Genomic DNA, 25,238 nt, shown 5'->3' with positions numbered 1-25,238 from the left:
CGCGACGGCCGCCGCCGGGTGCGGCCCACGGACGGTGGGAGGTCGGGATGCGACGGTGGTGGACGGCGGCCACGGTCGGCGCGGTGGCGGCGCTGGCGTTCACGGGTTGTGCCACCCCGGCCGGCACCGACCGTGACCTGACCGACGACTGGCCGGCGCCGGCCGCGCCGCAGGCGTTCGTCCCCGCCGCGGGGTCTGCCACTCCGGCGTGCAGGACGTCGGCTACCTCTCCGCCTACCACCCCGTCGACTGCGCGCTGTCGCACCGCACGGAGACCGTGCACGTCGGCACGCTGACCGGCGCGGGAGCCGAGCGCGACACGCCCCCGCCGGCCGGCTCGGCCGGCATGCGGGCCGCCCGCGCCGAGTGCGACACGAAGGTCAGGGCGGTGCTCGGCGGCGACTGGCGCTCCGGGCGGCTCGGGCTCAACGTGGTGCTGCCGTCGCCGCAGGCGTGGGGTGGCGGCGCCCGCTGGTTCCGCTGCGACCTGAGCGAACAGACCAGCCTCGACGAGGCCGGCGCGAAGGACCGGACGGGCAGCCTGAAGGGCGCGCTGACCGGCGCCGCCCCCCTCGCCCACCGCTGCTTCAACCCGAAGACGCGCGGCGACGAGGTGCGCGAGATGGTGCCGGTGGCCTGCACCAGCAGGCACCGCGCCGAGTTCGTCGGCGTCTGGCAGGCCCCCGACACCAGCTACGACGCCTTCAACCGCGACACCCGCAAGGTGCACCGGGCGTGCCGGACGCTGATCGCGAAGTACGCCAGGGTGCCGGACAACGGCGACCTCCAGTACCGGGCCGGCTCGATCTACTACCACCCCTTCGAGCGGGAGTGGCGCAACGGCAACCGGGGCGTGCAGTGCTTCCTGTGGGTCAGCGACCGCAGCCTCACCAGGTCGGTCAAGGGCGCCGGTACGAAGGGCCTGCCGGTCACCTGAGCGGGGCGGTCAGCGTCGCCGACCGCCCCGACCCTGTGGTGTTCAGCTCGCCTGGAGCGTCACGTCGTCGATGACGAAGCTGGTCTGCAACGAGGCGTCCTCGGTGCCGGTGAACTTCAGCGTCACCGTCTGCCCCGCGTACCCCGCCACGTTGAACGACCGCTGCGTGTAACCCGCCGCCGCGTTCAGGTTCGAGTACGTCGCCAGGGTGGCCGTGCCCACCTGCACCACCAACCGGTCGTACGCGGTGCTCGTCGTCGTCTCCGCCGTGTCGACGTGCAGCCAGAACGACAGCGTGTAGCTCGCACAGCCCGCCGGGATCGTCACCGACTGCGACAACGTGTCGGTGCGCGTCGAGCCGTAGCCCACCAGCCACGCCTTGTACGAGCCGGTCCGCGCCGGCTGGTCGGCGTCGTTGGTGATGACGCCCGACGACGCCGTCCACGGCGACGACCCGCTCTCGAACCCGCCGTTGCCGATGAGCTGCCCACCGGCGCACCCGCCGCCGCCACCGACGGTCAGGGTGTAGCTGGCCGAACGCGAGACGCCGCCGGAGCCCGCGCCGGTGACCGTGACGGTGTAGGTGCCCACCGCGGCCGAGGCCGACGCGCTGAGCGTCATGGTGGCGGAGCCGCCGGAGGTGACCGAGGACGGGCTGAACGACGCGGTGACGCCCGCCGGAAGGCCGGTCGCCGACAGGCCGACCGTCTGGGCCGTGCCGGCGGTGGTGGCCGTGGAGACAGTCGCCGTGGTCGACGCGCCGCGCTGCACCGAGCCCGACGTCGGGCTCACCGCGACGGAGAAGTCGTTGGTCGCCGAGCCCACGGCGGTCTGCCAGATGGCGTACGCGATCCCGTCGGCGCTGCGGTTGAGCACCGTGGCGCTGACGTTCGAGGTGGTGTCGCAGGAGCGGTGGTAGCACGGGTCGTACGCCGAGCCGGAGGTGCCGCCCCACTTGGCGGCCTGCGCGGAGGTCTTGCGGGCGCTGGCGCCCGCGGCGTACCCGGAGGTCTGGATGCCGGCCTGCGCGAACGGGTAGTCGTCGGAACGGCCCTGGCCCTCGACGTTCTCCTCCGGCTGGATGTTCAGCGAGTCCCAGTACGCCTTCAGCGGGGCGGCCGTGGCGGAGGTGATCCGGTTGATGAAGTAGCCGCCGTTGATGGAGCCGATCATGTCGAAGTTGTAGTAGCCCTTGATGTAGCCCCGCTGGGTGGCGCTCAGTGAGCGGACGTAGAAGTCCGAACCGTTGAGGCCCTGCTCCTCGTCGGTCCACCAGGCGAACCGGACCCGCTTGGTCATCGTCGGGTTCTGCCGGGCCAGCACCAGCGCGTTCTCCAGCAGCGCCGACGAGCCGGTGGCGTTGTCGTTGATGCCCGGGCCGGCGGAGACGCCGTCGAGGTGCGATCCGAACATGACGACCTGGTCGGCGGGCCCGCCCGGCCACTCGGCGATCAGGTTGTTCGACCGGTAGGTGCAGTCGGTGCAGACCTGCTCCGTCACCGTGTAGCCGGCGGCCTGGAGCTTCGTCTTGACGTACGCCACGGAGGCCGTGTAGCCGGCGCTGCCGGCGCGCCGGTTGCCGCCGTTCTGGGTGGCGATGGTCTGGAACTGCGTGAGGTGGGCCTGAACGTTGGCCACCGCGATGTCCGGCGCGGCCAGGGCCTGCGCGGCGGGCGCGAGCACGCCGGCGGCCGGTGCCGCCGACGCCGGCGCGACGGCCGACGCCACGCCGCCGGTGAGGACGGCGAGCGCGAGCCCAGCGGTCAGGATTCTTCGCTTCATGGACACTCCTCGATAAGTGGTGGCCTGATCATGCCATCGAGGAGTGCGAATGGGCGATAGGCCCGGGCGGGCGGATCCGAGTCCACCCGCCCGCCCGGGCGTCACCTACGAAGGGCCGGCCCCGCGCCGCCCGCTCAGGTGCGGCGCAGCATCGCCAGGAACATCGCGTCGGTGCCGTGCCGGTGCGGCCACAGCTGCACCGTCGGCCCGTCGCCGAGACCGGGCATCCCCGCCGGCAGCAGCGGCCGGGCGTCGACGAAGTCGACCGGCACCCCGGAGCGGCGGGCCGCCTCGGTCACCGTCACGTGCGTCTCCACGGTGTGCGGGGAGCACGTCACGTAGGCGACCAGCCCGCCCGGGCGGGCCGCGCGCAGCGCCGCGGCCAGCAGCTCGCGCTGCAACCGGGTCAGCGGCGGCAGGTCCGAGGGCTGGCGCCGCCACCGGGACTCCGGCCGGCGGCGCAGCGACCCCAGCCCCGTGCAGGGCGCGTCGACGAGCACCCGGTCGAAGTGCCCCTCCGGCAGCTTCGGGTCCGCGCCGACGGTGCGGCCGTCGGTGTGCAGCACGGTCACCGGCAGGCCCCGGGTGGCCTGCTCGACCAGCCGGGCCCGGTGCTCGGAGACCTCGACCGCGGTCAGCCGCGCGTCGCGCTGGGCGGCGAGGGCGCCGAGCAGGCCGGACTTGCCGCCCGGGCCGGCGCACAGGTCCAGCCAGCGCCCGTCCGGGCCGTCGAGCGGAGCCACCGCGAGGGCGTCGGCCACCAGTTGGGAGCCCTCGTCCTGCACGTGGGCGCGGCCCTGCGCGAGCGCCGGCACGTCTCCGGGCGCCCCGCCGGAGAGGTAGACGGCGTAGGGCGAGAAGGCCCCCGGTGCGCCGCCGACCTCGTCGGCCAACTCCGCCGGGTCGGCCAGCCCGGGCCGCGCGCACAGGTGCACGGGCGGACGCTCGTTGTTCTCGATCAGCAGCCGGGTCGTCTCGCCGAGGTCGCCGCCGAGCGCCTCGGCGAAGGCCCGCACGATCCACTGCGGATGGCTGTACGTCAGGGCGAGGTGCCCGATCGGGTCGCTCTCGGCCGACGGGGCCAGCTTGGCCACCCAGGCGTCGGCGTCCCGGCCGGCGACCTCGCGCAGCACCGCGTTGGCGAAGCCCGTCGCGCCGGCACCCACCGACTTGACCAGGTCGACGGTCGAGGAGACCGCGGCGTGCGCCGGCACCCGCGTGTGCAGGAGCTGGTAGGCACCCAGCCGCAGTGCGTCGCGTACCGGCGGGTCGATGCGCTGCACGTCGCGGCCGGCGGCGTCGCCGAGGATCGCGTCGAGGGTGCCGAGGTGGCGCAGCGTGCCGTAGGTCAGCTCGGTGGCGAAGGCGGCGTCGCGACCGACCAGTCCCGCGTCGCGCAGCAGTGACGGGAGCACCAGGTTGGCGTACGCGTCGTCGCGGTGCACCGCCGCGACCGCCTCGTACGCCACCTGGCGTGGCAGGTCCACCGTCGGCCGGGCCATGGGGCGCCGGCCGCCGTCGCGGCGGTCACCGCCGGACCGGGCGCCCCACTGGCCGCCCCGCGCCGGCCGCTCGCCACGCTGGCCGCCCGAGGGACGCTGGTCGCGCCCGCCGGACCGCTCGTCGCGTCGTCCACCGTCGAAGCGCTCGTCGCGTCGCTCGGCGGCGAAGCGGTCACCCGAGGGCCGTTCCGATGGGCCGGTCACGCGAGCTCCTCCCCCGCGGCGACCCGGACGCCCCGCGCCCAGTCGGTCGCCGGCATCGCCCGCTTACCCGCCGCCCGGACCTCGCCGAGCCGCACCGGGGTCGTGGCCGTACCGGCCAGCACCCGCGACTTCTCCACCAGCAGCTCGCCCGGCTTCAGCTCCGGGCCGTCGGGCACCGGGGTGACCGGGCCGAGCTTCACGCGCTCGCCCCGGAACGTCGTCCACGGGCCGGGCGCCGGGGTGCAGGCCCGCACCCGCCGGTCGACCGCGAAGGCGGGGTCGGACCAGCGCACCCGGGCGTCCTCCACGGTCAGCTTCGGCGCCAGCGACACCCCGTCGGCGGGTTGCGGCTCGGCCCGGGCGGTGCCGTCGTCGATCGCGTCGAGGACGGCCACCAGCAGGCCGGCGCCGGAGTGCGCCAGCCGCTCCAGCAGGTCGCCGGAGGTGTCGGTGGGACGGATCTCGTCGGTCAGCGTGCCGTAGACCGGGCCGGTGTCCAGCCCCTCCTCCAGTTGGAACACGCTCGCCCCGGTCAGCTCGTCGCCGTGCAGCACGGCGTGCTGCACGGGCGCGGCACCGCGCCAGGCGGGCAGCAGCGAGAAGTGCAGGTTGATCCACCCGTGGCGGGGGATCTCCAGGGCCGCCGGCGGCACCAGCGCGCCGTAGGCGACCACGGGGACGCAGTCGGGAGCCAGCTCGCGCAGCCGGTCCTGGAACTCCGGCTCACGCGGCCGGGCGGGGGTCAGCACCTCGATCCCGTGCTCGTCGGCCCACGCCCCCACCGGGGAGCGGGCCAGCCCGCGACCGCGCCCCGCGGGGGCGTCCGGCCGGGTGACCACGGCGACGAGTTCGTGCCGGGAGGCCGCCACGGCGGCCAGGGCGGGGACGGCGACGGCCGGCGTGCCGGCGAAGATCACGCGCACGGGCTCACCGACCCAGGCCGAAGGGGCTGCCGGAGGCGTGCGGGTTGAGCTTGACCGTCGGCGGGGTGCCCGGGTCGTACCACTCCGCCTGGCGGATCGCCTTCATCGCCTCCTTGCGCCCGGCCGGGTCCAGCCGGTCCACGAAGAGCACCCCGTCGAGGTGGTCGGTCTCGTGCTGCACGCAGCGCGCCATCAGGCCGGTGCCGACGATCTGCATCGGGTCGCCGTAGCCGTTGAAGCCCTTGGCGATGACGTTCTGCCGGCGCTTGGTGTCGAAGTAGAGCCCGGGGATGGACAGGCAGCCCTCGGGGCCGTCCTGCTCCTCGGCGTCGGGAAACTCCAGCACCGGGTTGACCAGGTGGCCGACCACGTCGTCGACGTCGAAGGTGAACACCCGCAGGCCCACACCGAGCTGCGGCGCGGCGAGGCCGGCACCGTTCTGCTCACGCATCGTGTCGGTCAGGTCGGCGATGAGCTTGCGCAGCTCGACGTCGAAGTCGACCACCGGGTCGGCCGGCGTGCGCAGCACCGGATCTCCGAACAGACGGATGGGCTGGACGGTCACTCGGCATTGCTCCTTCGGCGGGCGGACTGCTGCCGTACCAGTCTACGGAGTGCCGCCGGCCGCCCCGGCCGGCGTACCGCGACGCGGCGCGGTCGGTGGGGTGTCGATGGTCACCGGCAGGCTCTCGTAGCCGCGCAGGACCAGCCTGGACCGGTGCCGCGGCGGGGCGGCGAGGGCCAGCCCGGGCAGCCGGCGCAGCAGCTGCGGGAAGGCGACCTGCGCCTCCAGCCGAGCGAGGCCGGCGCCGAGGCAGTAGTGCGGGCCGGCGCCGAAGGACAGCGGGTGGCTCTGGGCCCGCCACGGGTCGAAGCGCTCCGGCTCGGGGTAGCGCCGGGGGTCCCGGTTGGCGGCGGCGAGCAGCAGCAGCACCCAGCCGTCGGTGGGCACCTCGACGCCGCCGACGGTGACCGGCGCGCCGGCCAGCCGGGTGGTGAGCTGCACCGGCGGGTCGTAGCGGAGCAGCTCCTCGACGTACGCCGGGGCGAGCTGCGAATGCCCGCGCAACGCGTCGGCCGCGCGCGGGTGCGCCAGCAGCACCGCCAGGCCGTTGCCGAGCAGGTTGGTGGTCGTCTCGAAGCCGGCGACCAGCAGCACCACCAGGTTGGCCAGCAGCTCGTCGCCGGAGAGCCGCTCGCCGTCGGTGTCGTGCACCCGCACCAGCGCGGTGGTCAGGTCGTCGGCAGGGGCGCGCCGACGGGCCGCGACCAGCTCGGCGAAGTAGTCGCGCAGCTCGACCGCACCCCGGTCGGCCACGGCCAGCTCCTCCGGCGTGATCACCGGCTCCAGCACCCCGGTCAGGTCGGCCGCCCAGCGCCGGAACAGCGGCCGGTCCGCCGCCGGTACGCCGAGCAGCGCACAGATCACCCCGACCGGCAGCGGGTAGGCGAACTCGGCCAGGAAGTCGACGGGCTGGCCGCCGGCGCCCCGCCGCAGCATTGCGTCGATCAGCTCGTCGGCCTGGGCCGCCACGACGTCGCGCATCGCGGCGATCCGGCGCGGGGTGAAGGCGCCCGCCGCGAGCCGGCGCATCCGGCTGTGGTCGGGCGGGTTGGTGCGCAGCATCGACCGGGAGATCGACGCGATGGCGGGGCTGTCCCGCCAGCCCGGCAGGAACCGGTCGCGCAGCGCGTCGTCGAGCACCCCGAGCCGGGGATCGCGGAGCAACTCGTCGGCCTCGGCGTAACCGGTCACCGCGTACATCGCCGGGCCGGCCTGGACCACCGGCCCGAAGGCGCGCAGCCGCTCGTACGCCGGGTAGGGGTCGATCCGGCCCTGCGGCGACATGAGCAGCGCGACGGTGTCGGCGGCGTCCATGGTCGGCCTCCCGTCCGTAGCCGAGAGACCCATCATGCCCCCGACGGCGGGATCCGGCTGCCCCACGCGGCGCGGACGGGGCACGGACGCCGGCACCCACTTCCCCACCCCGGGGCGGCGTGGGCGGCGCGAGGCGGCGCGGGGGCTCAGACGCCGGTGCCCGGCTCCCCGGCCAGGACCGCGTCGCCGCCGAGCAGGGCGTGCTCGGGCAGCGGCAGCTCGATGGAGTGGGCGGCCTCCCAGTCGTGGATCAGGCCGGGGCGCGCCTGGGCGGCGAAGTAGTCCACCGCGCTCATCCCGCCGACCACCGGCTCGTCCACCTCGGCGACGAGCAGTGCCGGCACCAGGTGGAAGCCGCTCTGCAGGGCGGCGCTGAGGCGGCGGTGCCCGTCGACGACGAAGAAGTACTCGCCGGTGTAGCCGATCCGCAGCGGCTCCAGCGCCTCGTCGCCGGCGGCGGCCACCTCGCCGACGAACTCCGAGTCCCACAGGTCGCGCAGGTGGGCGACGTCCTCGGTCGGGTAGACGCGGGCCGGGTCGAGCAGCAGCAGCGGCGGCGCGTCGCGCAGCACGTGCGCGCCCAGCCGGCCCTCGTACGCGTCGATGATGTGCTCGATGACCTCGGCGGCCGAGGCGCGGGTGGTGTCGCAGACCAGGTCGTAGTTGCGCAGCCGGGCCTTGTCCACGCCGTAGCGGACGATGAACCGGCCCCGCTCGCTCTCGCTGCGCTCGCGCAGCTTGGCCTTGGCCTCCTCCATCGAGGCGTAGCTCTCGGCCGGGCCGGAGGGCCGGGCGAGCACCCGGCGGGCCGCCTCGCCCGGCTCGGTGATCATGTGCACCTTGAGCGCGTCCGTGAAGAAGTGCCAGGCCAGCCGGGAGTCCATGACCAGCCGCTCGCCCGAGGCCGCGATGTCGCGCTGGAGCTGGTCGACGTAGCCGTCGACGGCCTGGTCCAGCTCCGCGTGCAGGTTGAGCTGGAGGGCGGTCATCTGCCGCTCCTGCGCCATCTGCCGGTAGAGGTCGCCGACGCTGACCCGGCGCAGGCCGAGCCGCTCGGCGATCTCCACGGAGACGGTGCTCTTGCCGCTGCCGAGGTCACCATTGAAGACGATCGACTGACGAACGGTCACGACTGGTCCACCCCTGATCACCGGCTGTTTGGCATCATCGACATCGCGCCGGACCGACGCGCTCCCGCCTTCGTCGCGCGGGCCCGCGACGGCCCCGGCCCGGCACCTGCGGCGCCGCGCCGCGACCTGGAGCCGTCGTACGCCCGGGCATGACGGGCGATGCTATCACCCGCGCCGCGACGCCCCGCCGGACACAGCGTGCGACGACGGGCCAGGTCGGGCGGTCGGGCACCGCGTCCACCGGTCAGAAGAGGGCCAGCGGATCGACCTGGAGACGGACCGGGTCGACGGCCTTGCGGGCGGCCCGCACCCCGGCCGCCGAGTGCAGCGCGTCGGCCAGCGCGGCGGCCCGGGCCCGGGGCACCCGCACCAGCATCCGTTCCCGTTCCCCGTCGGCCGGCACCGGCCCGAGCAGCTCCGCCTCCGCCGGCAGCCGGGCCTCGGCCAGCAGGTCGGCCACCGCGGCCGGCGCGCCGGTCACGCTCGCCATCCGCACCGCCGGCGGGAAGCCCAGCTCCCGCCGCTCGGCCAGCTCCCGGGCGGCGAACCAGCCGGCGTCCCAGCGCAGCAGCGCCTGCACGGGGGCCAGCGCCCCGTCGGCGACCACCACGACCCGGCCGCCGCCGGCGGCGGGGCGGGCCAGCGCGGCGGCCGCCAGCCAGCGGCGCAGCGCCTCCTCCCCCGCCCGCAGGTCGGCCCTGGTGAGCAGGGCCCACGAGTCGAGCAGCAGCACCGCCCCGAAGCCGCCCTCCGCGACCGGTTCGGCGCCGGGGGTGGCGATGACCAGGCCGGCGCCGCCCGGGACCGTGGCCAGCACCTCCTCCCGCCCGGAGGTGCGCACCGGCACGCCGGGGAAGGCCCGGCCCAGTTCCTCGGCCGTGCGCCGGGCGCCGGTGACGGAGGCGCGCAGCCGCCGCCCGCCGCACTCCGGGCAGGCGTACGCGGCGGCGACCCGCCCGCACCAGCGGCAGGCGGGGGTGCCCTCGGCCGACGGCAGCGCGAGCGGCCCGGCGCAGTGCGGGCACCGCGCCGGGGTGCGGCAGTCGGCGCAGGCCACCGAGGGCAGGTAGCCGCGGCGGGGCACCTGGACCAGCACCGGCAGGTCGGCCCGCAGCGCCTCCCGGGCGGTGGTCCAGGCCAGGCTGGGCAGCCGGGCGGTGGCCGCCCCTGGGTCCCGGGCCAGTTGCGGGTCGTCGCCGGTGGGTGCGATCGCCGGCATCCGGGCCCGTACGGTCGCCCGGTCGGCCACCACCTCGCGGGCCCAGCCGGTCTCCACCAGCAGCTGCGCCTCGGCGGTTCGGGTGTACCCGCCCACGATGGCGGCGGCGTCGGCGAGCTGGGCGCGGGTGAGCAGCACCTCCCGGGCGTGCGGGTACGGGGCCCGGGGCTCGGCGTGCAGGTCGTCGCCGTCGTCCCAGATCGCCACCAGCCCGAGGCGGGCGACCGGGGCGAACATCGCGGCCCTGGTGCCGACGACCACCGCCACGTCACCGCGCCGGGCGGCCAGGAAGGCCCGGTAGCGCCGGGCGGGACCGAGCGCGGCGGAGAGGCTGACGTGCCGCCCGGGGCCCAGGGCGTCGTGCAGGGCGGCGTCGAGGCGGTCCAGGTCGCGGTTGTCGGCGACGACCAGCACCGCGCCCCGGCCGCCGGCCACGGTGGCGGCGACGGCCTCGGCGTACCGGGCGGGCCAGTCCTCCCCGGGCAGCGCCGACCAGACCGCCCGGGGGGCCCGCCCGTCGGCGAGCGCCCGGAGCAGGGCCGGCCCGGCGGGATAGTCCCGCCAGCCGTCGGCACCGGACCCGTCCGGCGCGTCGGGCACGGGCCCGTCCGGCCCGGCGGAGCCTTCGCCCGCTCCGTCCTTCGCGGCGGGGCCGTCGGCGGCGGCGCGGGCGCGCACGTCCTTCTCCACCCGGGCGTGCCGGGGCGGGACGGCGAGGCGGAGCACGTCGGCGAGGCTGCCGGCGTAGCGGTCCGCGACCGTCCGGGCCAGCCGGGCGACCTCCGGCGCGAGGACCGGCTCGGGCGAGACGACCTTCTCCAGGTACGCCAGCCGGCCGGTGTGCCCCGAGTCGTCGGCCCGCTCCAGCAGCCAGCCGTCGACGAGCTGACCGGCGAAGCGGACCTTCACGCGCACGCCGGGGACGGCGTCGGCGTCCAGCTCGGCCGGCACGAGGTAGTCGAAGGGGCGGTCCAGGTGGGCCAGGGGGACGTCGACGCAGACACGAGCGACCGGCGACCCGTCCGCGGGTCGCCGGTCGCTGCGCCTGGTGCCGGTCAGGCTCCCGCGGCCGACTTGAGGTCGGCGGCCCGGTCGGTGCTCTCCCAGGTCAGCTCCGGCAGCTCCCGGCCGAAGTGGCCGTAGGCGGCGGTCTGCTGGTAGATCGGGCGGAGCAGGTTGAGGTCCCGGATGATGGCGGCCGGGCGCAGGTCGAAGACCTCGGAGACGGCCTTCTCGATCGAGGCGACCGGCACGGTCTCGGTGCCGAACGTCTCGACGAAGAGGCTGACCGGGTGGGCCTTGCCGATCGCGTACGCGACCTGCACCTCGCACCGCTCGGCCAGACCGGCGGCGACCACGTTCTTGGCGACCCAGCGCGTCGCGTACGCCGCCGAGCGGTCCACCTTCGACGGGTCCTTGCCGGAGAACGCGCCGCCGCCGTGCCGGGCGTAGCCGCCGTAGGTGTCAACGATGATCTTGCGACCGGTCAGGCCGGCGTCGCCCATCGGCCCGCCGATCTCGAACCGGCCGGTCGGGTTGACCAGCAGCCGGTAGCCCTCGGTGTCGAGCCCGAGGCCCTCCAGCTCGGGGCCGATGACGTGCTCGCGCACGTCGGGGGTGAGCAGCGAGTCCAGCGAGATGTCGGCGGCGTGCTGGCTGGAGACGACCACCGTGTTGAGCCGGACGGGGCGCAGGCCCTCGTACTCGATCGTGACCTGGGTCTTGCCGTCGGGGCGCAGGTACGGGATCGTGCCGTCCTTGCGGACCTGGGACAGCCGCCGGGCCAGCCGGTGCGCGAGGGCGATCGGCAGCGGCATCAGCTCCGGCGTCTCGGAGCAGGCGAAGCCGAACATCATGCCCTGGTCGCCGGCGCCCTGCGCGTCCAGCGCGCTCTCGGACGCACCGGTACGCAGCTCGAAGGCGTTGTCGACGCCCTGCGCGATGTCCTCCGACTGGGCGCCGATGGAGACGCTGACGCCGCACGAGGCGCCGTCGAAGCCCTTCTTCGACGAGTCGTAGCCGATGTCGAGGATGGTCCGCCGGACGATGGTCGGGATGTCGGCGTACGCCTTGGTGGTCACCTCGCCCGCGATGTGCACCTGGCCGGTGGTGATCAGGGTCTCCACGGCGACGCGGCTACGCGGATCCTCGGCGAGCAGGGCATCGAGGATGCCGTCGCTGATCTGGTCAGCGATCTTGTCCGGGTGGCCTTCCGTGACCGATTCGGAAGTGAAGAGGCGGCGTGTCACGGCACTCCTAAATTGTGGAAGTCGTTCCGCGGCAGTGTAGTCATCCGCGGCAGAGCCTGGCCCCTTCGGTCACGTCCGGTTCCAGCCGTCAGGAACGGCCGGGCAACCGGGCGACCACGAGGTCCCAGACACCGTCGGCGAGGTCCTCCTTGGACCGCTCGGGCATCCGGCTGACCGAACCGTCCGCGCCGATGACCGTCGCCGCGTTGGTCTCGGCGCCGAAGACCTTGTCGGACCCGACCTCGTTGATCACGACGAGGTCCGCCCGCTTGCGGGCGAGCTTGGCCCGGCCGTTGGCCTCGGCGTCGCCGGTCTCCGCGGCGAACACCACCAGCACCTGTTCCGGGCGCCGGCGTCGGCCCAGCTCGGCCGCGATGTCCGGGTTGGTGACGAGCTCGATGGTGGGTGCGCTGCCGTCGTCCGACTTCTTGATTTTGCCAGTCGCGTAGGTCGCGGGACGGAAATCGGCCGGAGCCGCCGCCATCACCACCGCGTCGGCCTCGGCCGCCGCCGCCAGCGTCGCGTCGCGCAGCTCGCCGGTGGTGCCGACCCGGACCAGGTCGACGCCGGCGGGATCGGGCAGCGAGACGTTGGCCGAGATGAGGGTGACCCGGGCGCCCCGGGCCACCGCGCAGCGGGCGAACGCGTAGCCCTGCTTGCCCGAGGAGCGGTTGCCCAGGAAGCGGACCGGGTCGAGGGGCTCGCGGGTGCCGCCGGCGGTCACCACCACGTGCCGTCCGGCCAGGTCGGCGGGGGCCCCGACGCCCCTGGCGAGGGCCCGGCGGGCGACCGCGAAGATCTCCGCCGGGTCGGGCAGCCGGCCCTTGCCGGTGTCGGCCCCGGTGAGCCGGCCGACGGCGGGCTCGACGACGCGTACGCCCCGGGCGCGCAGGGTCGCGACGTTGGCGACGGTGGCCGGGTGCTCCCACATCTCGGTGTGCATGGCCGGGGCCAGCACGACCGGGCAGCGGGCGGTCAGCAGCGTGTTGGTGAGCAGGTCGTCGGCGAGGCCGTGGGCGGCCTTGGCCAGCAGGTCGGCGGTGGCCGGCGCGACCACCACCAGGTCGGCCTGCTGACCGAGCCGGACGTGCGGCACCTCGTGCACGTCCGACCAGACGTCGTCGGCGACGGGCTGACCGGAGAGCGCCGCCCAGGTCGGGGCGCCGACGAAGCGCAACGCCGAAGCGGTCGGCACGACCCGGACCTGGTGGCCCGACTCGGTGAAGAGTCGCAGCAGCTCACATGCCTTGTAGGCCGCGATGCCACCGCCGACCCCGAGGACGATCCGGGGGGACATCGACGCGCGGCGGGTTACGGCTGGTCGGTCGGCTCGGCGGTGAGCAGGCCCGCGTTGATCTCACGCATGGCGATGGAGAGGGGCTTCTCCTGCGGCGTGGTCTCGACCAGGGGCCCGACGTATTCCAGCAGGCCCTCGCCGAGCTGGCTGTAGTAGGCGTTGACCTGGCGCGCACGCTTGGCGGCGAAGATCACCAGCGCGTACTTCGAGGTCGTCTTCTCGAGAAGCTCGTCGATCGGCGGGTTGGTGATGCCTTCGGGGTTTGCGATGGATCCCACGAATTAACCTCTGCGTCTATCGCACCGCGCGCGGCGGTGCTGGCGGTCCACCGCGTACGGGCGGTGGCGCCGGAGCCAGGAAAGAAGAACCGGACAAGCCTACCAGCTCGTCGACGACCCGCCCGGTGAGGTCGTGCGCGAGGGTGTGTTCGAAGGCGGCCGGCGCGGCCTGCGCGGGGATGTTCCCCGGCGGGTGCAGCAGCACCAGCCGGGCGTCGGGCAGTGTCGCCCGGACCAGCAGCGCGCCGGGGAGGTCGAGGCCGATCAGCACCGGTTGCCCGGCGGCGAGCCGCGACCGCAGCGGCGCGAGGGGGGTACCGCGCCGGTGGGGCCCGGCCCGGCTCCACTCCAGCAGCTCCCCGGCGGCGACCATCCGGTCGAACTCGGCGGGGGTCAGGAAGAGCCGGTCGACGCCGTCCAGCTCGCGCTCCCGGCGCGGGCGCGTGGTGGCCGGCACCGGGACCCAGACGGATGGAGAACGCGCCCGGACGCGCTCGACGACACTCTCCGTGCCGGAGCCCGAAGGCCCCGTCAGGACAGTGAGCCGAGCCGCCGGGCGCGCCTCGTCATCCGTGCTCACTGCTTGTTTCTACACGCAGCCAGCCTCAGTTGGCGGCGAACTCCCCAAGCAGTGCCTTGCGCTGCTGCTCGCCGAGGCCACGCAGGCGACGGCTGTCGGCGATCTTGAGCTTCTCCATGATCTGGGTGGCCCGGATCTTGCCGATACCCGGCATCGCCTGCAGCACGGCGGAGACCTTGAGCTTGCCGACGACGTCGTCGGACTCGGCACGCTCGAGGACGGCTCCGAGGGTGGTCTTGCCCTGCTTGAGCTGCTCCTTCAGCTCAGCACGGGCCTTGCGGATCTCCGCGGCCTTCTCCAGCGCGGCAGCACGCTGTTCGGGGGTCAGTGACGGGAGCGGCACCAGTTCTCCTCAGGTCCCTATCGCGACGGGCGGGACGCACCGCCGCATCTGTGAAACGTGGTGTCGCTGTGAACCAAGGGGTCCGTGGTTCCCAGCGCGGGGAAAACTAGCGTTCGTCGGCGCATTCGGCAACGTGGACGCGCGATGATCTTTACAAAGGTGACCGAGCCGTCAGTCAGTCACCAGTGGCGAGGGCGGCCCGACAGTCGGTCAGCGCCCGGTCGGCGGCGGCGCGCAGCGCGTCCGGATCCGGGCCCGCGCCCAACACCTCGCGCGAGTACGAGGGCAGCACCGCGGGCAGGGCGGAGCCGAAGACGACGCGCAGATCCGCCGCGGTCCCGCCCTGCGCCCCGAGGCCCGGGGCGAGCAGTGGACCGTTCACCGCGGAGAGGTCGTGACCGGTGTCACCGATGGTCGCGCCGACCACCAACCCGAAGCTGCCGAGCGGCTGCGCACCCGCGTTGAGCTGGGAAATCTCGTCGATGACGGTCTGCGCGACGGTGCGCCCGTCGGCGGTGCGGGCGCGCTGCACGGCGGCGCCCTCGGGGTTGGAGGTGAGCGCCAGCACGAAGACCCCGCCGCCGTGCTCGGCGGCCAGTTCGAACATCGGCGCGAGCGCGCCGACACCGAGGTACGGGCTCGCGGTCACCGCGTCCACATGGACCGGGCTGGATGGATCGAGGTACGCGGAGGCGTACGCGGCGACCGTCGAGCCGATGTCACCGCGCTTGACGTCAAGCAGAACGAGCGAGCCGGCCTCGCGCAACTGTCGGATAGTTGACTCAAGAATCTCCATGCCCTTCGAGCCGAACCGCTCGAAAAAGGCCGACTGGGGCTTGACCACCGCGACCCGGTCACCGAGGGCTTCCGTGACCGTCCGGGCGAACCGGTCAAGGCCCCGTACGTCGTCGTCGAGCCCCCAGCGGGCCAGCAGCCCCGGGTGCGGGTCGATGCCGACGCAGAGCGGTCCCCGCTCGGTGACGGCCCGGTGCAGGCGGGCGCCGAAGCTCTCCATCCGGTTCTCTCCCTCTCCTCGGCGCCCCGGGGCGTCCGCCGCCGGGGCACGCTCCTGTCGCGGGCGGCGCGCGCCGCCCGCGTACGGCCGCCGGACCGTGACCGGCGGCTCAGCCGGCGCGCACCGCGGCGGCGACCCCGGCGGCGATCCGGGCCAGGTCGGCGTCGTCGGTGACGTACGGCGGCATGGTGTAGACCAGGTCGCGGAACGGCCGCAGCCAGACCCCCTGGGCGACCGCGGCGGCGGTGGCGGCGGGCAGGTCCACCTCGTGGTCGAGCTGGACGACGCCGATCGCGCCGAGCACCCGCACGTCGACCACCCCCGGCGCGCCGCGCAACGGCTCCAGGCCGGCCCGCAGGCCCGCCCCCACCTTCGCCACCCGCCCCGCCCAGTCCCCGGCCCGCAGCAGGCCGAGGGAGGCGTTGGCGACCGCACACGCCAGCGGGTTGCCCATGAACGTCGGGCCGTGCGCCAGCACGCCGTCGGCGGAGATGCCCCGGGCGACCTCCGCCGTGCAGAGCGCGGCGGCCAGCGTGAGGTAGCCGCCGGTGAGCGCCTTGCCGACGCACATCACGTCGGGCACGACCCCGGCGTGCTCGGCGGCGAACATGGTGCCCGTCCGGCCGAAGCCGGTGGCGATCTCGTCGAAGATCAGCAGCACCCCGTGCGCCCGGGTCACCTCGCGCAGCACCCGCAGGTAGTGCGGGTGGTGGAAGCGCATGCCGCCGGCGCCCTGGACCACCGGCTCCACGATCACGGCGGCCAGCTCGTGCGCGTGCCGCTCGACCGCCTCGACGAGGGCGGCCTCGTAGGCCGCGTCGGGCGGGGTGTCGAAACCGCCGGGCGGCACGGGGGCGAAGACCTGCCGGGGCAGCACGTCGCCCCAGAGGTGGTGCATGCCGCCCTCGGGGTCGCAGACGCTCATCGGGTGGAACGTGTCGCCGTGGTAGCCGCCCCGCCAGGTGCCCAGCCGGCGGCGCTGCGGCCGGCCGGTGGCGCGCTGGTACTGCAGGCACATCTTGACCGCCACCTCGACGGCGACCGAGCCGGAGTCGGCCAGGAAGACGTGCTCCAGCCCCTCCGGGGCCAGCTCGACCAGGGTGGTCGCCAGGCGGACCGCGGGGGCGTGGGTGAGCCCGCCGAACATCACGTGGCTCATCCGGGCGAGCTGGTCGGTCACCGCCGCGTCGAGCACCGGGTGCCGGTAGCCGTGGATCGCCGCCCACCACGACGACATCCCGTCGACCAGCTCCCGGCCGTCGGCCAGCCGCAGCCGTACGCCCCGGGCGCCCTCGACCACGTAGGGCGCGCTGGCCGGCGGCAGGGCCGCGTACGGGTGCCAGACGTGTGCCCGGTCGGCGGCCAGGATCTCCTCGGGTGTCACCCGTTCGACCCCGCGGCGCGGGCGGCGGCGCGGACCAGGGCCGGGCCGCGGTAGATGAAGCCCGTGTAGAGCTGCACCAGGGCGGCGCCGGCGTCGAACATCCGGGCCGCCGCGTCCGGGTCCACGATGCCCCCGACGCCGATCACCGGCAGCCGGCCGCCGGCCTCGCGGTGCACGAAGGCGACCACCTGGCGGGCACGGTCGGCGAGCGGGCGACCGGACAGCCCGCCGGTCTCCGCGCCGCGCGCCCGGTCCGCCGGGGCGAGACCGTCGCGGGCCAGCGTGGTGTTGGTGGCGATCACCCCGGCGGCGCCCCGGGCCAGGCAGACCTCCAGCAGCTCGGCGATCGCCGGCTCGGTGAGGTCCGGGGCGATCTTCACCAGCACCGGCTTCTCCCCCACCAGCGCCGCCAGGATGGCGTCCAGGTGCGCCCGGTCCTGCAACGAGCGCAGGCCCGGGGTGTTCGGCGAGGAGACGTTGACCGCGAAGTAGTCGCCGTGCGCGCGCAGCGCCCGGTACGAGGCGAGGTAGTCCTGCACCGCCTCGTCCAGCGGGGTCACCTTGGACTTGCCCAGCGAGATGCCCAGCGGCACCCCGAGCGGGCGGGGCAGCGCCGCCAGCCGCGCCGCCAGGGCCTGCGCGCCGGCGTTGTTGAAGCCCATCCGGTTCACCACGGCCTCGCTGTCGCGCAGCCGGAACAGCCGGGGCCGGGGGTTGCCCGGCTGCGGGTGCGCGGTGACCGTACCGACCTCGACGAAGCCGAAGCCCAGCGCCGGCCAGGCCGGCAGGGCCGCGCCGTCCTTGTCCATCCCGGCGGCGAGCCCGACCGGATTGGGGAACTCGACGCCGAAGACGGTGCGCGGCGCCCGGACGGCGTAGCGGGCCCGCAGCACGGCCAGCGCCGCCGGCCAGCGGGACAACCCCGCCAGCCGGCGCAGCGTCCACTCGTGCGCGGCCTCGGCGTCGCCGCCCCCGATCCGGAACAGCCCCGGCCGCACGGCGCGCTCGAACATCACGACCGGCCACCCCCGTCGATCATGAAGCCGCCGCCGCGACGCGTCGTGCGGGCCGACAGCGACTTCATGATCGACGCGTACGGGCGGGGGCGGCCGGTCACTGCGCGGCCCGCAGGGCGGCGTGCAGCGCGGCGTGCAGTTCCTGGAGCGGGCGCACCTGCATGTCGCCCCGCATCCGCGCCTCGATGCCCATCACCGCCGCCGCCGCGCCCGGCACCGTGGTGATGCACGGGATGTCCGCCGTGACGGCGGCGCTGCGGATCTCGTAGCCGTCGGAGCGGGCGCTCGCCCCCGAGCCCTGCGGGGTGTTGATCACCAGCGCCACGTCGCCGCCCAGGATCAGCGACACCGCGTCCTCGCCCCCGCCGGACTCGTAGTGCTTGCGGATCTGCTCGCAGGCGATGCCGTGCCGGCGCAGCACCTCCGCCGTGCCGGTGGTCGCCACGATCTCGAAGCCGAGGTCGGCCAGGCGCATGATCGGGAAGATCATGCCGCGCTTGTCGCGGTTGGCGACCGAGACGAAGATCTTCCCGGTGGTCGGCAGCGAGCCGTACGCGGCCGACTGCGACTTGGCGAAGGCGTGCCCGAAGGCGGTGTCGATGCCCATCACCTCGCCGGTGGACTTCATCTCCGGGCCGAGCAGCGAGTCCACGCCCTTGCCGGTGGGCGTACGGAAGCGCTTGAACGGCAGCACCGCCTCCTTGACCGCGATCGGGGCGCCGGCCGGCAGCGAACCGCCGTCCCCGCTCGCCGGGAGCAGCCCCTCGGCGCGCAGCTCGGCGATGGTGGCGCCCAGCGCGATGCGGGCGGCCGCCTTCGCCAGCGGCACCGCCGTGGCCTTGGAGACGAAGGGCACCGTGCGGGACGCGCGCGGGTTCGCCTCCAGCACGTAGAGCATGTCGTCCTTCAGCGCGTACTGCACGTTGAGCAGGCCGCGCACCCCGACGCCCCGGGCGATGGCCTCCGTGTAGCGGCGCACCTGGGCCACGTGCGAGCCCGCCAGGGTGATCGGCGGCAGCGAGCAGGACGAGTCGCCGGAGTGGATGCCGGCCTCCTCGATGTGCTCCATCACCCCGCCGAGGTAGACCTCGCCGTCGGCGTCGCAGAGCGCGTCCACGTCGATCTCGATGGCGTCGTCGAGGAAGCGGTCGACCAGCACCGGGTGGTCCGGGGAGATCTCGGTGGCCCGCCCGATGTAGTCGCGCAGCGTGGCGTCGTCGTAGACGATCTCCATGCCCCGCCCGCCCAGCACGTACGACGGACGCACCAGCACCGGGTAGCCGATCTCGTCGGCGATGGCCTTCGCCTCGTCGTACGAGGTCGCCATGCCGTGCGCCGGGGCGCGTAGCCCGGCCCGGGCCAGCACCGCGCCGAACGCGCCCCGCTCCTCGGCCAGGTGGATCGACTCCGGGGAGGTGCCGACGACCGGCACGCCCGCGTCCTTCAGCCGCTGCGCCAGGCCCAGCGGCGTCTGCCCGCCGAGCTGCACGATCACCCCGACCACGCCCGGCCCGCCGGCCGCCCGGCCGGAGGAGTCCTCGGCGTGCCAGACCTCCAGCACGTCCTCGAAGGTGAGCGGCTCGAAGTAGAGCCGGTCGGCGGTGTCGTAGTCGGTGGAGACGGTCTCCGGGTTGCAGTTGACCATCACCGTCTCGTAGCCGGCCCCGCCCGCCCCACCGAGCGGCGCGCTGCGCAGCGCCTGTACCGCGTGCACGCAGGAGTAGTCGAACTCGATGCCCTGGCCGATCCGGTTCGGCCCCGAGCCCAGGATGATCACCTTCGGCCGGGCCGACGGGACGACCTCCGTCTCCTGGTCGTACGTCGAGTAGTGGTAGGGCGTGGTCGCCTCGAACTCGGCGGCGCAGGTGTCCACCGTCTTGTAGACCGGGCGGACGTCGAGGCGGTGCCGCAGCGTCCGTACGCCGTCCTCGGCGGCCAGCTCCGGGCGCAGCGCGGCCAGCTGCCGGTCCGACACCCCGGCCCGCTTGGCCCGGCGCAGCAGCTCGGCGTCGAGCACCGGGGCGTCCACGATCTCGGCGCGCAGCTCGACGAGGGCGGCGATCTGGTCCAGGAACCAGGGGTCGATCCCGCCCGACGCGGCGGTCACCTCGGCGATCGAGGCGCCGAGACGCAGCGCCCGCTCGACGGTGTAGAGCCGTCCGTCGTGCGGCATCCGCAGCGCGTCGAGGGTGTTCTCCTTCGTCGCGCCGGCCGGGTCGGGCAGCGTCCAGAACCCGCCCGCCTTCGTCTCCAGCGAGCGCATCGCCTTGTTCAGCGCCTCGCTGAAGTTGCGGCCCAGGCTCATCGCCTCGCCGACGGACTTCATCGTGGTGGTCAGCTCCGGGTCGGCACCCGGGAACTTCTCGAACGCGAACCGGGGGATCTTCACCACCACGTAGTCCAGGGTCGGCTCGAACGCCGCCGGGGTCTTCAGGGTGATGTCGTTGGGGATCTCGTCGAGGGTGTAGCCGATGGCCAGCTTCGCGGCGATCTTCGCGATCGGGAAGCCGGTGGCCTTCGAGGCCAGCGCCGACGACCGCGACACCCGGGGGTTCATCTCGATCACCACGATCCGGCCGTCGGCCGGGTTGACGGCGAACTGGATGTTGCAGCCGCCGGTGTCCACCCCGACCTCGCGCAGCACCGCGATGCCCAGGTCGCGCAGCCGCTGGTACTCGCGGTCGGTCAGCGTCATGGCCGGGGCGACGGTGACGCTGTCGCCGGTGTGCACGCCCATCGGGTCGACGTTCTCGATCGAGCAGACCACCACGACGTTGTCGTGCCGGTCGCGCATGAGTTCGAGCTCGTACTCCTTCCAGCCGAGCACGCTCTCCTCGATGAGCACCTCGTGCACGGGGCTGGCGGCCAGCCCGTCGCCGGCGATGCGGGCCAGGTCCTCCGGGGTGTGCGCCATGCCGGAGCCGAGGCCGCCCATGGTGAACGACGGCCGGATCACCACCGGCAGGCCCAGCTCGGCGACCGTCGACTCGACCTCCGCCATCGAGTGGCAGACCCGGGAACGGGGCACCAGGCCCGCCGGGTCGTCGATGCCCAGGCGTACGCCGGCCTTGGCGACGATGTCCTTGAACAGCTGCCGGTCCTCGCCGCGGTTGATCGCCTCGATGTTGGCGCCGATCAGCTCCACGCCGTACTTCTCCAGCACGCCCGCCTCGTGCAGGGCGACGGCGGTGTTCAGCGCGGTCTGCCCGCCGAGGGTGGGCAGGATCGCGTCGGGGCGCTCCTTGGCGATCACCAGCTCGACGAACTCCGGGGTGATCGGCTCGACGTACGTGGCGTCGGCGAACTCGGGGTCCGTCATGATCGTCGCCGGGTTCGAGTTGACCAGGCTGACCCGGATCCCCTCGCTGCGCAGCACCCGGCAGGCCTGGGTGCCGGAGTAGTCGAACTCGCAGGCCTGCCCGATCACGATCGGCCCGGAGCCGATGACCAGGATGTGCTTCAGATCGGTCCGCTTAGGCATGTGTGCGCCCCTCGCTGTGGGTCCGGCCCTCGATGAGCTCGGCGAAGCGGTCGAAGAGGTAGTCCGCGTCGTGCGGACCGGCCGCCGCCTCCGGGTGGTACTGGACGGTGAAGGCGGGCACGTCCTTCGCCCGCAGCCCCTCGACCACGTTGTCATTGAGGCAGACGTGACTGACCTGGACGCCGCCGAACTCGGTCTCGATCACCGCATCGGGTACGACCGCGCCGTGGCGCGCGCCGGGGACCTCGACCGCGAAGCCGTGGTTGTGGCTGGTCACCTCGACCTTGCCGGTGACCCGGTCGAGCACCGGCTGGTTGATCCCCCGGTGGCCGTAGCCGAGCTTGTAGGTGCCGAAGCCCAGCGCCCGGCCGAGGATCTGGCTGCCGAAGCAGATGCCGAACAGCGGCACCTCGCGGCGCAGCACCTCCCGCGCCAGGGCCACCGGCCCGTCGGCGGTGGCCGGGTCGCCCGGCCCGGGCGAGAGGAAGACCGCGTCCGCGCCGGTGGCGAGCAGGTCGTCGATGGTGGAGCCGGCCGGGAGCACGTGGGTGGTGACCCCGCGGGCGGCGAGCCGGCGCGGGACGTTGCGCTTGATGCCCAGGTCCAGCGCGGCGACCGTGAAGCGGTGCTCGCCCTCGGCCGCCACCACGTACGGCTGCGCCGTGGTGACCTCGGCGGACAGGTCCGCGCCGACCATCTCGGGGGCCTGCCGCACCCGGGCCAGCAACGCCCGGGGGTCGGTCTCGACGCTGGAGATGCCGACCCGCATCGCGCCGCGCTCACGCAGGTGCCGGGTCAGCGCCCGGGTGTCCACGCCGCTGACGCCGACGACGCCCTCGGCGGACAGCCGCTCCTCCAGCCCGCCGGTGGCCCGCCAGTTCGAGCCGACGCGGGCCGGGTCGCGGACCACGTAGCCGGCGACCCAGATCCGGCCCGACTCGTCGTCCTCGTCGTTGACGCCGGTGTTGCCGATGTGCGGGGCGGTCTGCACCACCACCTGACGGTGGTAGGACGGGTCGGTCAGCGTCTCCTGGTAGCCGGTCATGCCGGTGTTGAAGACCGCCTCGCCGAAGGTCTCCCCGACGCTGCCGTACGCCTCACCGTGGAACGTGCGCCCGTCCTCCAGCACGAGGATCGCGGGCCTCCGCTTCGTCATAGAACAGCCTTTCCGTCCAGGACCGTCGGCTCGCCGCGCAGGAAGGTCGCCACGATGCGACCCGGCAGCGTCATGCGGGCGTACGGGGTGTTGCGACTACGGCTAACCAGCTCCGCCGGCTCGATGGTGCGGCGGGCGGCCGGGTCGACCAGGGTGAGGTTCGCCGGCACGCCGGGCGCCGGGTCGAGGCCGTGCTCCGCCAGCCCGGCGATGCGGGCCGGGGCGCGCGACATCCGCTCGGCGATCAGGTCCCACTGCGGGCCGAGCACGTCGAGGGCGATCGACAGCGCCGTCTCCAGGCCGAGCATGCCCGGCCGGGCGTACGCCCACTCGCACTCCTTGTCCTCCACGGCGTGCGGGGCGTGGTCGGTGGCGACGACGTCGATCACGCCGTCGACCAGGGCCGCCCGCAGCGCGGCGATGTCGGTCGCGGTGCGCAGCGGCGGGTTGACCTTGTAGACCGGGTCGTAGGTCCCGGCACGCTCGTCGGTCAGCAGCAGGTGGTGCGGGGTGACCTCCGCGGTGACCCGGATGCCCCGCGCCTTGGCCTGGCGCAGCACCTCGACGCTGCCGGCGGTGGAGACGTGGCACACGTGCAGGCGGCTGCCGACGTGCTCGGCGAGCAGCACGTCCCGGGCGATGATCGCCTCCTCGGCGACCGCCGGCCAGCCGGTCAGGCCGAGGCGGGTCGAGACCTCGCCCTCGTGCATCTGCGCGCCCTCGGTGAGCCGGGGCTCCTCGGCGTGCTGGGCGATGATCCCGTCGAACGCCTTCACGTACTCCAGCGCCCGGCGCATCAGCCTCGGGTCGGCCACGCAGTGCCCGTCGTCGGAGAAGATCCGCACCCGGGCCGCCGAGTCGGCCATCGCGCCCAGCTCGGCCAGGTGCTCGCCGGCCAGGCCGACGGTGACCGCGCCGATCGGCTGCACGTCCACCAGCCCGGCCTCCCGGCCCAGCCGCCAGACCTGCTCGACCACGCCGGCGGTGTCGGCCACCGGCGAGGTGTTGGCCATCGCGCAGACCGCGGTGTAGCCGCCGAGCGCCGCCGCCCGGGAGCCCGACTCGACGGTCTCGGCGTCCTCCCGGCCGGGCTCGCGCAGGTGGGTGTGCAGGTCGACCAGGCCGGGCAGGGCGACCAGCCCGGTGCCGTCGACGACGGTCGCCTCCGGGGCGGTCAGCCCGGGGCCGACGGCCGCGACGACGCCGTCGCGGATCAGCACGTCGGTCGGCGCGGCGCCGACGACGCTGACGTTGGAGATCAGGTACGAGCTCACCGGTTGTTCCCCCCGAGCAGCAGGTAGAGGACGGCCATCCGCACGGAGACCCCGTTGGCGACCTGTTCGACGATGGTGGAGCGGGGCGAGTCGGCCACCTCGGGCGTGATCTCCATCCCCCGGTTCATCGGGCCGGGGTGCATGACGATCGCGTGCTCGGGCAGCCGGCGCATCCGCGGGCCGTCCAGGCCGTAGCGGCGGGCGTACTCGCGGGCGGACGGGAAGTAGGAGTCGTTCATCCGCTCGCGCTGCACCCGGAGCATCATCACCACGTCCGACTGCGGCAGCACCGCGTCGAGGTCGTAGGAGACGTCGGTGCCGGGCGCGAGGGCCTGCGCGATGTGCACGGGGATCAGCGTCGGCGGCCCGACCAGGGTCACCTTCGCGCCGAGCGTGGACAGCAGTAGGACGTTGGAGCGGGCCACCCGGCTGTGCAGGACGTCCCCGACCACCGCGACCGACAGGCCGGCCAGCCGCCCCAGCCGGGAGCGCATCGTGTACGCGTCGAGCAGCGCCTGGGTAGGGTGCTCGTGGGTGCCGTCGCCGGCGTTGACCACCGAGCCGTCGACCCAGTCGGCCAGCCGGTGCGGGGCGCCCGAGGCGGGGTGCCGGACGACCACCGCGTCGGCCCCCATCGCCTGAAGCGTCAGCGCGGTGTCCTTCAGGCTCTCGCCCTTGGTCACGCTGGACCCCTTGGCCGAAAAGTTGATCACGTCGGCGCTGAGCCGCTTCGCCGCCGCCTCGAACGAGATCCGGGTCCGGGTGGAGTCCTCGTAGAAGAGGTTGACCACGGTGCGTCCGCGCAGCGCGGGGAGCTTCTTGACCTCCCGGCCGGCGACGGTGGCCATCTCGGCGGCCGTGTCCAGGATCTCGGTGGCGGTGGCGGCGTCCAGGTCGGCGCCGGAGAGCAGGTGCCGGATCACTGGAGGGTCCCCCCGTACAACTTGACCTCGTCGGTGCCGTCGGTCTCCGCGAGGGTGACCTTCACGCTCTCCGCGAGGGACGTCGGGATGTTCTTGCCGACGTAGTCGGCGCGGATGGGCAGCTCGCGGTGGCCGCGGTCGACCAGGACCGCGAGCTGGACGGACGCCGGACGCCCGACGTCGTTGAGCGCGTCGAGCGCGGCCCGCACCGTGCGGCCGGAGAAGAGCACGTCGTCGACGAGGACGACCCGTTTGCCGTCGATGCCGCCGGGCGGCACCTGGGTCGGCCCGACCGCGCGGGTGGCGTGCCGGCGCAGGTCGTCGCGGTAGAGGGTGATGTCGAGCACGCCGACCGGGACGGTGACGTCCTCGAAGGTGCTGATCCGGGCGGCGAGCCGCTTCGCGAGCGGGGCGCCCCGGGTGGGGATGCCCAGCAGCACCGTGTTCTCGGCGCCCTGGGTCTTCTCCAGGATCTGGTGGGCGATGCGGTCGACCACGCGCTGCACGTCGGCGCTGGCGAGGATCACCTTCACCGAGGGTTGTCGCGGCGGCGGCGACTGGGCAGCCGGTGGGTAGGCCACGGCGGACCTCCTTCCCCGCCTCACGGGACGGGTCGTTAAAGGACGTCGGATGCCGGTACCGGGACGCGAGCGGCCCGGACCGGGG

At 74.4% G+C, this 25,238-nt stretch carries 20 protein-coding genes and 1 pseudogene; 1 reads left to right on the top strand and 20 read right to left on the bottom strand.

Annotated elements, in window-relative coordinates; genetic code table 11:
* Window positions 1-47: 47 nt before the first annotated feature.
* A pseudogene (locus tag ACTMS2_RS23315) lies at window positions 48-937 on the top strand (septum formation family protein).
* A gap of 42 nt (window positions 938-979) precedes the next feature.
* Here ACTMS2_RS23315 and ACTMS2_RS23310 read toward each other — a convergent pair.
* From ACTMS2_RS23310 to pyrR, 20 genes are all read right to left on the bottom strand, one after another.
* Window positions 980-2,719: a M28 family peptidase gene (locus ACTMS2_RS23310; RefSeq protein WP_441177291.1), complete on the bottom strand. Its 1,740-nt coding sequence runs from the start codon at window positions 2,717-2,719 to the stop codon at window positions 980-982.
* 134 nt (window positions 2,720-2,853) lie between these two features.
* Complete coding sequence (locus tag ACTMS2_RS23305; protein ID WP_441177290.1) at window positions 2,854-4,425, bottom strand: RsmB/NOP family class I SAM-dependent RNA methyltransferase; 1,572 nt, start codon at window positions 4,423-4,425, stop codon at window positions 2,854-2,856.
* Entirely contained in the window at window positions 4,422-5,348 is a 927-nt protein-coding gene (gene fmt / locus ACTMS2_RS23300) for a methionyl-tRNA formyltransferase (protein WP_441177289.1), read from the bottom strand. Before fmt ends, ACTMS2_RS23305 begins: the two co-directional genes overlap by 4 nt.
* Window positions 5,349-5,352: 4 nt before the next feature.
* On the bottom strand, window positions 5,353-5,913 hold the full coding sequence (def, locus tag ACTMS2_RS23295) for a peptide deformylase (protein ID WP_441177288.1): 561 nt from the start codon (window positions 5,911-5,913) through the stop codon (window positions 5,353-5,355).
* 42 nt (window positions 5,914-5,955) lie between these two features.
* Window positions 5,956-7,227, bottom strand: coding sequence for a cytochrome P450 (locus ACTMS2_RS23290; protein ID WP_441177287.1), 1,272 nt, complete (start codon window positions 7,225-7,227; stop codon window positions 5,956-5,958).
* Between the two features lie 146 nt (window positions 7,228-7,373).
* Window positions 7,374-8,357: an AAA family ATPase gene (locus ACTMS2_RS23285; RefSeq protein ID WP_101409241.1), complete on the bottom strand. Its 984-nt coding sequence runs from the start codon at window positions 8,355-8,357 to the stop codon at window positions 7,374-7,376.
* 244 nt (window positions 8,358-8,601) lie between these two features.
* A complete protein-coding gene (locus tag ACTMS2_RS23280; RefSeq protein WP_441177323.1) occupies window positions 8,602-10,635 on the bottom strand; it encodes a primosomal protein N' in 2,034 nt (677 codons plus the stop codon).
* A complete protein-coding gene (metK, locus tag ACTMS2_RS23275) occupies window positions 10,632-11,825 on the bottom strand; it encodes a methionine adenosyltransferase (RefSeq protein ID WP_089000957.1) in 1,194 nt (397 codons plus the stop codon). Before metK ends, ACTMS2_RS23280 begins: the two co-directional genes overlap by 4 nt.
* 88 nt (window positions 11,826-11,913) lie before the next feature.
* Window positions 11,914-13,122 carry a bifunctional phosphopantothenoylcysteine decarboxylase/phosphopantothenate--cysteine ligase CoaBC gene (coaBC, locus tag ACTMS2_RS23270; protein ID WP_101409240.1) on the bottom strand — a complete coding sequence of 403 codons (1,209 nt, stop codon included), beginning with the start codon at window positions 13,120-13,122 and terminating at the stop codon, window positions 11,914-11,916.
* Window positions 13,123-13,136: 14 nt separating this feature from the next.
* Complete coding sequence (rpoZ, locus tag ACTMS2_RS23265) at window positions 13,137-13,400, bottom strand: DNA-directed RNA polymerase subunit omega (RefSeq protein ID WP_007075826.1); 264 nt, start codon at window positions 13,398-13,400, stop codon at window positions 13,137-13,139.
* Between the two features lie 16 nt (window positions 13,401-13,416).
* Complete coding sequence (locus ACTMS2_RS23260) at window positions 13,417-13,980, bottom strand: guanylate kinase (protein ID WP_441177286.1); 564 nt, start codon at window positions 13,978-13,980, stop codon at window positions 13,417-13,419.
* Between the two features lie 25 nt (window positions 13,981-14,005).
* Complete coding sequence (gene mihF / locus ACTMS2_RS23255) at window positions 14,006-14,323, bottom strand: integration host factor, actinobacterial type (RefSeq protein ID WP_007458370.1); 318 nt, start codon at window positions 14,321-14,323, stop codon at window positions 14,006-14,008.
* 175 nt (window positions 14,324-14,498) lie between these two features.
* Window positions 14,499-15,338: an orotidine-5'-phosphate decarboxylase gene (gene pyrF / locus ACTMS2_RS23250; RefSeq protein WP_441177285.1), complete on the bottom strand. Its 840-nt coding sequence runs from the start codon at window positions 15,336-15,338 to the stop codon at window positions 14,499-14,501.
* Window positions 15,339-15,447: 109 nt separating this feature from the next.
* Window positions 15,448-16,722, bottom strand: a complete 1,275-nt coding sequence (locus tag ACTMS2_RS23245) for an adenosylmethionine--8-amino-7-oxononanoate transaminase (protein WP_441177284.1) — start codon at window positions 16,720-16,722, stop codon at window positions 15,448-15,450.
* Window positions 16,719-17,738 (bottom strand): quinone-dependent dihydroorotate dehydrogenase, encoded by a 1,020-nt coding sequence (locus tag ACTMS2_RS23240; RefSeq protein ID WP_441177283.1) that lies wholly within the window; start codon window positions 17,736-17,738, stop codon window positions 16,719-16,721. Before ACTMS2_RS23240 ends, ACTMS2_RS23245 begins: the two co-directional genes overlap by 4 nt.
* A gap of 97 nt (window positions 17,739-17,835) precedes the next feature.
* Entirely contained in the window at window positions 17,836-21,219 is a 3,384-nt protein-coding gene (gene carB, locus ACTMS2_RS23235) for a carbamoyl-phosphate synthase large subunit (RefSeq protein WP_441177282.1), read from the bottom strand.
* On the bottom strand, window positions 21,212-22,375 hold the full coding sequence (carA, locus tag ACTMS2_RS23230) for a glutamine-hydrolyzing carbamoyl-phosphate synthase small subunit (RefSeq protein WP_441177281.1): 1,164 nt from the start codon (window positions 22,373-22,375) through the stop codon (window positions 21,212-21,214). Before carA ends, carB begins: the two co-directional genes overlap by 8 nt.
* On the bottom strand, window positions 22,372-23,649 hold the full coding sequence (locus ACTMS2_RS23225) for a dihydroorotase (protein WP_441177280.1): 1,278 nt from the start codon (window positions 23,647-23,649) through the stop codon (window positions 22,372-22,374). Before ACTMS2_RS23225 ends, carA begins: the two co-directional genes overlap by 4 nt.
* Entirely contained in the window at window positions 23,646-24,572 is a 927-nt protein-coding gene (locus tag ACTMS2_RS23220; RefSeq protein WP_210834604.1) for an aspartate carbamoyltransferase catalytic subunit, read from the bottom strand. Before ACTMS2_RS23220 ends, ACTMS2_RS23225 begins: the two co-directional genes overlap by 4 nt.
* The gene (pyrR, locus tag ACTMS2_RS23215) at window positions 24,569-25,153 is read right to left on the bottom strand and encodes a bifunctional pyr operon transcriptional regulator/uracil phosphoribosyltransferase PyrR (RefSeq protein WP_441177279.1); all 585 of its coding nucleotides are present in this window, start codon (window positions 25,151-25,153) and stop codon (window positions 24,569-24,571) included. The genes ACTMS2_RS23220 and pyrR overlap by 4 nt, the downstream gene beginning before the upstream one ends.
* Window positions 25,154-25,238: the final 85 nt, after the last annotated feature.

It is taken from the genome of Micromonospora sp. SD12 (genome assembly GCF_052068495.1).
Classification (GTDB): Bacteria; Actinomycetota; Actinomycetes; order Mycobacteriales; family Micromonosporaceae; genus Micromonospora; species Micromonospora echinofusca.
Note: the sequence above shows the minus strand (reverse complement) of the source record. Positions and strands in the feature narration are given on the sequence as shown.